Annotated in this window: 9 protein-coding genes and 1 tRNA gene; all 10 read left to right on the top strand. The window is 64.0% G+C overall.

Annotated elements, in window-relative coordinates; translation table 11 throughout:
- The 10 genes from QRN42_RS02135 to QRN42_RS02180 all read left to right on the top strand — a co-directional run bounded on the left by QRN42_RS02135 (position 1) and on the right by QRN42_RS02180 (position 10,900).
- Positions 1–963, top strand: coding sequence for a GNAT family N-acetyltransferase (locus QRN42_RS02135; protein ID WP_284977825.1), 963 nt, complete (start codon positions 1–3; stop codon positions 961–963).
- Positions 964–1,000: 37 nt separating this feature from the next.
- Positions 1,001–2,389, top strand: a complete 1,389-nt coding sequence (locus QRN42_RS02140) for a YibE/F family protein (RefSeq protein WP_284977827.1) — start codon at positions 1,001–1,003, stop codon at positions 2,387–2,389.
- A gap of 142 nt (positions 2,390–2,531) precedes the next feature.
- Positions 2,532–3,506 carry an ABC transporter ATP-binding protein gene (locus tag QRN42_RS02145; protein WP_284977829.1) on the top strand — a complete coding sequence of 325 codons (975 nt, stop codon included), beginning with the start codon at positions 2,532–2,534 and terminating at the stop codon, positions 3,504–3,506.
- The gene (locus QRN42_RS02150) at positions 3,503–4,279 is read left to right on the top strand and encodes an ABC transporter permease (protein WP_284977831.1); all 777 of its coding nucleotides are present in this window, start codon (positions 3,503–3,505) and stop codon (positions 4,277–4,279) included. The genes QRN42_RS02145 and QRN42_RS02150 overlap by 4 nt, the downstream gene beginning before the upstream one ends.
- Positions 4,280–4,310: 31 nt before the next feature.
- Positions 4,311–5,534: a sensor histidine kinase gene (locus tag QRN42_RS02155; protein ID WP_284977833.1), complete on the top strand. Its 1,224-nt coding sequence runs from the start codon at positions 4,311–4,313 to the stop codon at positions 5,532–5,534.
- Positions 5,531–6,142: a response regulator transcription factor gene (locus tag QRN42_RS02160; RefSeq protein ID WP_284977835.1), complete on the top strand. Its 612-nt coding sequence runs from the start codon at positions 5,531–5,533 to the stop codon at positions 6,140–6,142. Before QRN42_RS02155 ends, QRN42_RS02160 begins: the two co-directional genes overlap by 4 nt.
- Positions 6,143–6,271: 129 nt before the next feature.
- The gene (gene dusB / locus QRN42_RS02165; protein ID WP_284977836.1) at positions 6,272–7,453 is read left to right on the top strand and encodes a tRNA dihydrouridine synthase DusB; all 1,182 of its coding nucleotides are present in this window, start codon (positions 6,272–6,274) and stop codon (positions 7,451–7,453) included.
- 59 nt (positions 7,454–7,512) lie between these two features.
- Positions 7,513–8,829 carry a deoxyguanosinetriphosphate triphosphohydrolase gene (locus tag QRN42_RS02170; protein WP_284974505.1) on the top strand — a complete coding sequence of 439 codons (1,317 nt, stop codon included), beginning with the start codon at positions 7,513–7,515 and terminating at the stop codon, positions 8,827–8,829.
- A gap of 67 nt (positions 8,830–8,896) precedes the next feature.
- Positions 8,897–10,774 (top strand): DNA primase, encoded by a 1,878-nt coding sequence (gene dnaG / locus QRN42_RS02175; protein ID WP_284977837.1) that lies wholly within the window; start codon positions 8,897–8,899, stop codon positions 10,772–10,774.
- Positions 10,775–10,827: 53 nt separating this feature from the next.
- A tRNA-Asn gene (locus tag QRN42_RS02180) sits at positions 10,828–10,900 on the top strand.
- The last annotated feature ends 159 nt before the right edge of the window (positions 10,901–11,059 follow it).

The following is an 11,059-nucleotide window of genomic DNA, read 5'->3' on the forward strand; positions in this document are numbered from 1 at the left end:
GTGGCGTTGGAATACCGCGAATGGAAGGAAGGCGACGACCTCGCCCTCCTGGAAATCTGGGGCGGCCCGGAAACGCTGCCGGCTGAGCAGTTCCGTGCAGCCTTGGCGCCGTCGAGCAACCAGCCTTGGCGCCGATGCATCGTGGCCGAAGACGTGGTGGACGGCGTGCGGATTCCCGTTGCCGCCGGCGTGGTCCACGAGGCATCGCTGCACCCCGAACGCCTATGGGCGTACATCGAGGTGGCCAAGGACCACCGGCGCAACGGCGTCGGAGGTACCCTCCTGGCTATGCTTCGCCGTGAAGCCGGGCACTCGCCGTCGGGCGTTATCAAATTGCGGAGCAAGGTGGAACCGGATACGGCCGGGGCGGCTTTTGCCGCGGCCGCCGGGCTTGCCCCGATCCAGCGTTCCCAGTTGGTCGTCGTGGAACCGGAGCCGCTGAACCTCCCGCGTTTTGGGGATGGTTCCGAGGAAGCCGCTTCCGAGCGCGTGGAGGATTTGGCAACCGGATCGGTGGAGTTGAGTGACGTGGTGGGTAAGTACTACTCACATGTCCACCACTGGGACAGCCCGGGGGAGTTGAGCATCGCCACAGTGCAGCGCTTGTTCCTGCACGACCTCGCCGGAGCCCATGGCGCAATCGTGCTGCGGGCGCCCAAGGCAAGCGCCTTTGGCCAGGGCATTCCGGCGAGCCGCAAGGGCAAGATCCAGGCGTTCGCCATCAGCTACGCGCAAGGTACTTCGGATGAACCTTCGGATGTGTTCTTGGGGCATGACCCGTCCCTCTCCGACGAGGACGCAGCCTTCGCCGTGCGGGACCTTTTGGCCCTGATCGCCTACCAGCACCCTGTGTTGCTGGAGGTCGACGATTCGATGACTGCCTTGCGGACGGTCCTTGAACCTCTCTTGGAATCCGGCAGGGCCCGCGTGCGCGGGGCAGACACACTGATCGTTAGCGACTGAGCCGCGGCTAGGGTTATCCGATGAGGTTTTGTATCTGATGGGTCACGGTCACTCCCACGGCGATGCCGGAGATTCCGAGCCGACGCCACAGGCCTTGGCTTCACGTAAGAGGGCCAACCGGCTTTTGGCTGCAGTCCTCGTGCCTCTGGGTCTGCTCACCCTCGTGGCCATGGTGCTGATGTGGCCTTCCGGAAACCGGGACAATATCTCGTTTGCGAGCCCGTACCAGGCTGCTCCGGGAGTCACGTTCGATACCGGAAAGATCCAGAGTGTGGCGCTGGAGAGCTGTACACAAACAGGCCAAACACCAACGGGTCAGACGGCCGGTCCCCAGGCAGGCAGCGGCCAGGGGGCCGGGTCCCAATGCACATTCGCCATCACCGAACCGGACAAAGGCGGTGCCACGGTCAAGGTGGTGATCAACCCGGATGTTGCCAAGTCGCACGGCGTCAAGGTTGGCGATCCCATTCGTTACCTAAACCTTTCGGCCGTCCAAGGCGCAAACGCGGGCAACGGCTCGCCGTCGTACGTCTTTGTCGACTTCGTGCGGACGCTGCCGATTGCGCTGCTCGCGGTGCTCTACGCCGTGGTGGTTATCGCCGTCGCCCGATGGCGGGGGCTCCGGGCCCTTCTGGGGCTGGTTGGCGCGTACTTTGTGCTGGTCGGCTTCATCCTGCCGGGCCTGGTGGAAGGGAAGCCGCCGTTGCTGTTTGCCCTGGTCGGGTCCACGGTGATCATGATAGGAGTCCTCTATTTCGCGCATGGATTCTCGGCCCGGACATCAACGGCCCTTTTGGGCACCATTTTTGGTTTGGGAATCACAGCGCTCTTGGCCGCCTGGGCTACCGACGCCGCCAACCTCGCCGGAGTTGGAAATCATGACGCCGCAACCCTCATCAACATGTCGGACAAGATGTCGATTTCCGGCATCGTGCTCTGCGGCCTCATCATCTCAGGCCTCGGCGTCCTGAACGACGTCACCATCACCCAGTCGGCAGCGGTATGGGAACTCTATGAACTCGCGCCCCACTCCAGTGCCCGGAAGCTGTTTTCCTCAGCGATGCGGATCGGCCGGGACCACATCGCCTCCACCGTGTACACGATTGCTTTCGCCTACGCCGGTGCCGCCCTGCCGATACTCATCATCGTCATGCTCTATGACCGGCCCCTCGTGGATGCGTTGACCAGCGCAGAACTCTCAGAGGAAGTCATCCGCACCCTGGTAGGGTCCATCGGTTTGGTCCTGGCCATCCCCGTGACCACCTTGATCGGCGTCCTTGTGGTCAAAGCCACCGGATCGAAGCGCCTGGAGCCTGGGGGTGCGCCCCGTGTTGCTGCCGAAGACCTGAAGGATTCGGGCGAACTCTCCGCAGCGGCCGTCGTCGTCGGAAGTCGCCGGGCACGGCGGGAAGCGGAACGGCGCTGAACAGCGAAACTGAGCGGCGCTGAACTTCTGCAACCCACACGCCTGATGACATTTGTCATCCCCAAAAAGTGACACCGTTCAGGGGTGCAGGAGCAGTTTTGCGGCTTGAATTGTTGAAGAACAATCAAGCAGAGGGAAAACCATGACCACAGCAGCCGTCCCGGCCGTCCACGCCACCGGGCTTCATAAGAGCTTTGGGAAGGTCCGTGCCGTCCGCGGCCTGGATTTGACCGTTCAGCAAGGCGAGGTGGTGGCGTTCCTCGGACCTAACGGTGCCGGGAAAACCACCACTATCGACATGATCCTGGGACTCAGTTCCCCGGACCGGGGCGAGGTGTCGATCTTCGGCCACACTCCGCGAGGGGCCATCGCACGGGGGCAGGTGGCAGCTGTCATGCAGACCGGTGGGTTGTTGCGTGACATCACTGTCCGCGAGACGGTCCAGCTCACCGCCGCCATGTTCGATTCATCCCGCCCCGTCGAGGAAGTGCTGACACGGGCCGGGATCCTGGACATTGCAGATAGGAAAGTGGAGAAGTGCTCGGGAGGCCAGCAACAGCGCCTACGTTTTGCCATGGCCCTGGTCTCCGATCCGGGTTTGCTCATCCTGGATGAGCCGACCACTGGCATGGACGTCGCCGGACGCCGCGACTTCTGGGCGGCTATCAGGGCTGACGCCTCGCGGGGACGCACGGTCATCTTCGCCACCCACTACCTTGAGGAAGCCGATGCCTACGCGGACCGGATCGTGCTGGTCCGGCAAGGAAGCATCGTTGCCGACGGTACTGCCGCGCAGGTCAAGAACCTGGCATCCGGCAGGACCGTGCGGGCGAGCTTGCCCGCTGCAGAGCAGGGCCTGCTGGCTGGACTGCCGCCAACTGACCGGGTGGAGTACGACGCCGGACGCGTCACCATCCGCACGTCCGACTCCGATTCGGTGGTCCGCTTCCTGCTCAACTCCACCGGAGCTCACGATCTTGAGGTTGTGGCGAACAACCTCGAGGAGGCGTTTGTGGCACTGACCGCGGACGAACCAATCACCGCGGACGAAGTAAACACCGCTGACGAACCAAACACTCAAGCAACCCAGCGCGCGTTCGAAGGAGACCGGGCATGACCCAGGTACCAGCCATCCAGGACCGGAAACCCTCCGCGGGCGGGGTCAACACGACGTTTCTGTGGATCGAGATCAAGAGGATGCTCCGCAATCGCAGGACCATCATGTTCACGGTCTTCATGCCGGCGATTTTCTTCTTCATCTTCGGCTTGTCCAATAAGGACAAGCTGCTGCCGAACGGCCACAGTTACGGGCAGTACATCCTCATCAGCCTCACGGTGTATGCGGCCATGACGGCAGCCACCGGCGCCGGTAGCCAAGTTGCGGTGGAACGGGCCCAGGGCTGGAGCCGCCAACTGCGCCTGACCCCGCTGTTGCCGGGAGCCTACATAGCCGTCAAAGCGGCCGCGGCGCTGACCCTGTCCTTCGTGGCAGTGATAGCCCAGTTCATCATCGGAGCGGCGGCGGGGGTGACCATGGATGCCCAGACATGGTTGGTAGCGGGGTTGACGGCGTGGGTTGGTTCCCTGGTGTTCGCCGCTCTGGGACTGTTCGTAGGGTACTTGATGCCAAGCCAGAACGTGATGCAGATCCTTGGCCCGGCACTGGCGATCCTGGCGATGCTTGGCGGGCTTTTCATGCCGATTGAAATCATGGGGGACACCTTCGGCCAGATTGCCAAGTTCACCCCGGCATACGGGATCGGCCAGCTCGCAAGGAGCCCCATCACCGGCGAATTCGATGTCATGTGGATCGTCAACGTCGTTGTGTGGCTGGCGCTCTTTGTCGGCGGCGCTGCCATGGCCTTCCGACGCGATACCCAGCGTGTCTAACCTCGAATCTGCACCGCCACCAGGGGGACCAATGACAACAACCGCGACTCGGAGGGCCAAGCGACGTGCGCCCGGGCTCAACGCTCGGGGACTCAACGCTTCGGGGATCCGCGGCCCTGGGCTCAGCAGCGCAGGACTCCGCGGGCCCGGGCCCAGGGGTTGGTTCATCGGGGCCGCGTTCTCGATCATTCTCTGGGCCGGACCAACGTGGAACCAGGTTTGGTCCGTGGATGGGCCACTTGCGTGGAAGGCGGCTGCATCCGGATCCTTGGTGGCCTTTTTCGGCGCGTATGCTGTGCTTCCGATGTTCTGCAGGGAGCGGGGCGTGCGGGCCGGGCTCGCGTGCATTGGTGTCCTGGGTGCCCTCAACGCGATAGTGATTTACCTGGTGGGCGTAGAGGCGCTCTGGACGTGGCCTTTCCTCGCCTGCGCCATCGCCATGATGCCGCTGCCGTCCCGGGTCGATTACGTCCTCATCGGTGTCCTCGCTGGTGCGTCCCTGGCTACCCAACTGCTGACGGGCAACCAGGACCAGGCCTTCTTCCAGCCGGCACTCATTGTCTCCCTCGGTTTGATGATGTGCTCCTTCGCCAGGTCGATCCGAAAAACCGTCCAGCTACGGGCTGCTCAGACCGAGTTGGCGGAAGCCGCCGTCGCCGCGGAGCGGAGCCGCGTTGCCCGTGACATGCATGACATCCTCGGCCACTCGCTGACCGTCATCGCCGTCAAAGCGGAGCTCGCCGCGAGGATGCTCGAGACGGCGTCAGGCGCCGATCCGGCGTCCGCGTCCGCTTCCGTGGACGCTGCGCCGCTCCGGAGGGCCGCCGCGGAAATTGCGGCCGTGCAGGACCTCGCCCGGGGAGCGCTCGCAGATGTTCGCGCCACCGTGGCGGGGTATCGCGGTGTCAACGTCCTGGCCGAACTGGCGGTAGCGCGAACAGCTTTGGAGTCCGCCGGCATAACCGCAGACCTTCCCGCCACGGTCGATGCGGTACCGGCACGCCACCGCGAACTCTTTGGCTGGGTGCTGCGCGAAGGCGTCACGAATGTGGTGCGGCACTCCGGTGCCAAGCAATGCCGGGTCCGGTTGACGGCGTCGGAAGTTTCCGTGGAGGACGACGGCGTGGGACCGGGCACGGCCGGATCCTTCGGGAACGGCCTGACCGGAATCCGTGAAAGAGTAATGGCCGCCGGAGGCAACGTCTGCGTGGGCAAGAGCGACCTTGGAGGGTTCAGATTGGCTGCCGAAGTATGAGTATCCGTTTGGTTATCGCGGACGATCAGGCATTGGTGCGCGGCGCGTTAGCGGCGCTCCTGGGATTGGAACCGGACATCGAGGTGGTCGCCGAGTTGGGCGACGGAACCGGCGTGGCGGACGCCGTCGTGGAACATTCCGCAGACGTCGCGATGCTCGACGTCGAAATGCCCGGGCTTGACGGGATCAGTGCCGCGGCCGCCGTCCGGCAAGCGGCGCCGGGGTGCCGCGTCCTGATGGTCACCACATTTGGCCGCCCGGGATACCTCAAACGGGCCATGCTTGCCGGTGCTTCCGGGTTCGTCGTGAAAGACACTCCGGCCCGGCAACTCGCCGAGGCAGTGCGGCGGGTCCACGCTGGCCTGCGCGTGGTTGATCCAGGGCTCGCCGCCGAGTCCTTGGCCTCCGGGGACAGTCCGCTGACCGAACGGGAAGCGGAGGTACTCAAGGCAGCGTCCGACGGCGGCACGGTGGCCGATATTGCCAAAGCAGCCCTGCTTTCGGAGGGCACCGTCCGCAACTATCTGTCCGCGGCGATGGCAAAGACGGGGGCCCGAACCCGCGCGGAGGCAGTGCGGCTGGCAGAGGACAATGGTTGGCTTCTCTAAGGACAATGGTTGGCTTCTCTAAGGACTGGGGTTGGCTTCTCTAAGGACTGGGGTTGGCTTCTCTAAGGACTGGGGCTGGCTTCTCTAGGGCCGGGATCCCGATTTGCCCGTATTTGAGACAATGGACGGGTGACTGTAGTAGCGACGCCCCCTGCACCTAAGCTTGAGCTCCCGCCTTTGAAGCTCGGTGGGATCACCGTGGACACCCCGGTCATCCTTGCTCCGATGGCCGGCATCACCAACTCAGCTTTCCGACGACTTTGCCGCGAATACGGCGGAGGACTCTACGTTGCCGAGATGGTGACCTCACGGGCTTTGGTGGAACGCACCCCCGAATCACTGCGCATCATTTCCCATGACGAGGACGAGAAAGTCCGCTCGGTGCAGCTCTACGGCGTGGATCCCGTCACGGTAGGCGCCGCTGTGCGGATGCTGGTCGAAGAAGACCGCGCAGACCACATCGACCTCAACTTCGGCTGCCCTGTCCCCAAAGTCACCCGCCGCGGTGGCGGTTCCGCCCTGCCATGGAAGATCGACCTGTTCACCTCGATCGTGCAAACGGCGGTGAAGGAAGCCTCCAAGGGCGGCATTCCCCTCACCATCAAGATGCGCAAAGGCATCGACGAGGACCACCTGACATATCTCGACGCCGGCCGCATCGCCCGCGACTCGGGCGTTGCCGCCGTCGCCCTGCACGGCCGCACTGCCGCGCAGTTCTACTCCGGCCAAGCGGACTGGTCGGCCATCGCGCGCCTCCGTGAGGCCCTCCCCGACATCCCTGTGTTGGGCAACGGCGATATCTGGTCCGCAGAGGACGCCGTGCGCATGGTGCGCGAAACCGGCGTCGACGGCGTGGTGGTTGGCCGTGGATGCCAAGGCCGGCCGTGGCTGTTCGGCGACCTCCAAGCCGCCTTTGAAGGCAGCGACCAGCGGCACCGTCCGGGTCTACGGGAAGTGGCCGAGGGAGTCTACCGGCACGCCGAGCTCATGGTGGAGACGTTTGGCAACGACGAATACAAGGCGCTTCGCGAAATCCGCAAACATATGGCCTGGTACTTCAAAGGCTACGTGGTGGGTGGCGAGCTTCGGGCCAAGCTGGCCCAGGTGCCCACCCTCGAGGTGCTGCGCGCGCTCCTCGATGAACTGGACATGGATTTGCCATACCCGGGGGTCGATTCCGAGGGCCCGCGCGGCCGCGCCGGTTCCCCCAAGAAGCCTGCCCTGCCCAAGGACTGGCTGGTAAGCCGCCAGCTGAATGCTGAACAAAGCGCGGACATCTCCGCAGCAGAGCTGGACGTGTCGGGCGGCTAGCCCTATACGTGCAAGACTGGCTCAAGAAGCACCGCGGCGCTTGAAGGAGGCAGCTACCCATGGGAACCGAAGCGATGATTGGCCGGAACGGAACGGCACACGATTACGTGCTGGCGATCCCGGGCTATACCGAAGCGGATTCCGCGCGTTGGGTCGAGGAACCCCGCAAGACCACGTACCGTTCGGATTTTGAGCGGGACCGGGCGCGTGTCCTGCACTCCTCGGCGCTGCGCAGGCTCGGTGCCAAAACACAGGTGGTGGCGCCGGATACAGACGACTTTGTCCGCACCCGCCTGACGCACAGCCTGGAGGTTGCCCAAGTTGGCCGGGAACTGGGCCGTTCCTTGGGGTGTGATCCGGACGTTGTGGACACGGCGTGCCTGAGCCACGACCTCGGGCATCCGCCGTTCGGACACAACGGCGAATCCGCCCTCAACGAGGTCGCCCACGCCATCGGTGGTTTCGAAGGCAACGCCCAAACCCTGCGGCTGCTGACGCGGCTGGAACCCAAGGTCCTCAGTGGCGATGGCAGGCCGGCCGGACTCAACTTGACCCGTGCAAGCCTGGACGCCGCCTCCAAGTACCCGTGGTCCGCCGTCGACGCGCCTGTCATCCACGGCCACCGCACCAGCAAGTTCGGCGCGTATGAGGACGATTTACCGGTGTTCGAATGGCTCCGCGAAGGGGCTCCGGGCAACCGCTCCTGCATAGAAGCCCAGGTGATGGACCTGGCAGATGACATCTCCTACTCCGTCCACGACGTCGAAGACGCCATCGTTGCCGGGCACTTCCAGCTCAAGTGGCTGGACAATCCGGACCATCGTGCGCGCGTGGTGGGCTACACCAAGCAGTGGTACCTCCCGCACAACGACCCCGCCGAGATCGACGCCGCGCTGGCCAGGCTCGAGGCCACGCCGGTGTGGGTGCGTGAGGCAGATGGCAGCCGGAAGTCCATGGCAGCCCTGAAGGACATGACCAGCCAGCTGATCGGCCGCTTTTGCCAGAGCGCCATGGGCACCACGCGTGACCACTTCGGGCCGGCCAACCTCACCCGCTACGACGCCGAGCTCATGGTTCCTGCAGATACCGTCACGGAGATTGCGGTCCTGAAGGGCCTCGCCACTACTTTCGTCATCTCCACCGATCACCGCCAGCCCGTGTATGAGCGTCAGCGGGAAGTGCTGCATGCCCTCGTTGGCGTCCTCAACGCTACCGGCGACCGCCACCTCGAGCCGATGTTCGCCGCGGACTGGCGCGACGCCGTCGACGACGGTGCGCGGCTTCGCGTCGTCATCGACCAGGTGGCTTCCTTGACGGACGTCTCAGCCATGGCAATGCATGAGCGGTTGGTGGGTAGTCTTCCGTCCTTGTGGTAGCCGACGCCCGCCAGCTGAGGCAGCTAACCCGCGTTAGCCGGCGCCCGGCAGAGACTAGGATGGTCACGTGGCTGGCCTGATCAAACGTGAAGATATCGACGAAGTACGCCAGCGCACGGACATCAAGGAAGTCGTTGACGGTTACGTGACGCTCAAGGGTGCCGGGCTAGGCAGTTTCAAAGGCCTGTGCCCCTTCCACGATGAACGGTCACCGTCCTTTACTGTTCGCCCCCAAGTGGGCCGCTATCACTGTTTCGGTTGCGGTGAGGACGGCGACGCCATCTCCTTCGTCCAGAAAATGGATCACAGCTCCTTCCATGAAGCTGTGGAGAAGCTCGCTGCCAGGATCGGTTACGAACTCCGGTACGAGGACGGCGGAAGCGGACCCAGCCGGGAAGAAGTGGGCAAACGCCAGCGGTTGCTGGACGCGCACAAGATCGCCGACGAGTTCTTTCGGGCCCAGTTGCTGACCCCTGGCGCGGCTGAGGCGCGCAACTTCCTTCACGGCCGCGGCTTTGACCGCGCTGCTGCTGAACATTTCGGCGTCGGCTATGCACCGCAAGGCTGGGATGCCCTGCTCAAGCACCTGCGCGGGCGCGGTTTCACGGATGCGGAGCTGAAACTGACGGGAATGTTTTCGGAAGGTAATAGGGGCATCTACGATCGCTTCCGTGGCAGGCTTATCTGGCCAATCCGCGACATCGCCGGCGATACCATCGGCTTCGGTGCGCGCAAACTGTACGACGACGATCAAGGCCCCAAGTACCTGAACACCCCGGAGACCACGCTCTACAAAAAATCCCAGGTCCTCTATGGGATTGACCTCGCCAAACGGAATATCGCCAAGGAACGTCAACTCGTGGTGGTCGAGGGGTACACGGACGTCATGGCCTGCCACTTGGCAGGAGTCACGACGGCGGTGGCCACCTGCGGTACCGCGTTCGGCGCCGAACACATCAAGGTGGCCCGGCGGCTGCTCTCTGATGACGGCACAGGTGGCGAGGTGGTCTTCACATTCGACGGCGACGCAGCAGGCCAGAAGGCAGCGTTGCGGGCCTTTGAGGAAGACCAGCGGTTCGTGGCGCAAACCTATGTTGCCGTGGAGCCCAGCGGTGCTGATCCCTGCGATCTCCGGCAGCTCAAAGGCGACCTGGCGGTCCGGGAGCTGATTGCCAGCCGGAAGCCGCTCTTCGAGTTCGCTATCCGGGCCTCCCTCCGCCGGCACAACCTGGACACAGTTGAAGGCAGGGTCGCAGCGCTGCGCGAGGCAGCACCCGTCGTGGCTCAGATCCGCGACTTGGCCACCAGGCCCGGCTACACCCGGGAGCTCGCGGGCTGGCTCGGAATGCCCATCGAGGAGGTCAGCCGGTACGTCGGGGCAGCAGCCAAGCGTGCCGCCGCGGGTGGGAGCGGCGGCGCCGAACAGCTGGCGGCGGCGGCAGCACCGGCGTCGAACGGGCTTGTTTTCCAGCGGCCCGATCCGCGGGACCCTGTCGCAGGGATGGAGCGCCAAGCCCTGGAGGTGGTCCTGCAGGAACCAGCCGTGCTCGGTGGGGACGCGTGGGCGCGATTCGAAGCCTCCCACTTTGCCACGCCGGCCTATGCGGCCGTTCATACCGGTATCAGGGCCGCCGGCCTCGCCCATGTGGCAGACCCTGTGGCATGGGTGGAGCAGATCAGGCAGGAAGTCCCTGAGCCACTCCGGCCCCTGGTGTCCGAGCTTGCGGTGACGCCCTTGCCTGCCACCACCCCTGAAGCGATGGCGAGGTATTGCAGGGACATCCTAGCCCGGCTCTTCGAACTGCAGATCACCAAGATCAAGGCGGACAAGATGGGGCAGCTTCAACGGTTGGACGCGGCGGCACATCCGGAGGACTTCCAACGGCTGAACCGCGAACTGATGCAGCTTGAAATGGAGCGCCGATCCCTGCGCGCCGAGGCCTGAGGGAGTCGATTTCGTTTTCCCGAAGTGCCCTGTTAAGCTAGTAACCGCTTCATTCCTCCGTAGCTCAATTGGCAGAGCATTCGACTGTTAATCGAAGGGTTACTGGTTCAAGTCCAGTCGGAGGAGCGCGCAATACCCCCGCTTCAAGTTCCTTGGAGCGGGGGTATTTTTATACCCCCAGGGGGTATAAACGAGCGATTTCGCTTCCCGCCAAACCTTTGCTAAAGTCATAACCGCTTCATTCCTCCGTAGCTCAATTGGCAGAGCATTCGACTGTTAATCGAA

This window comes from Arthrobacter sp. fls2-241-R2A-200 (genome assembly GCF_030209745.1).
GTDB lineage: Bacteria > Actinomycetota > Actinomycetes > Actinomycetales > Micrococcaceae > Arthrobacter.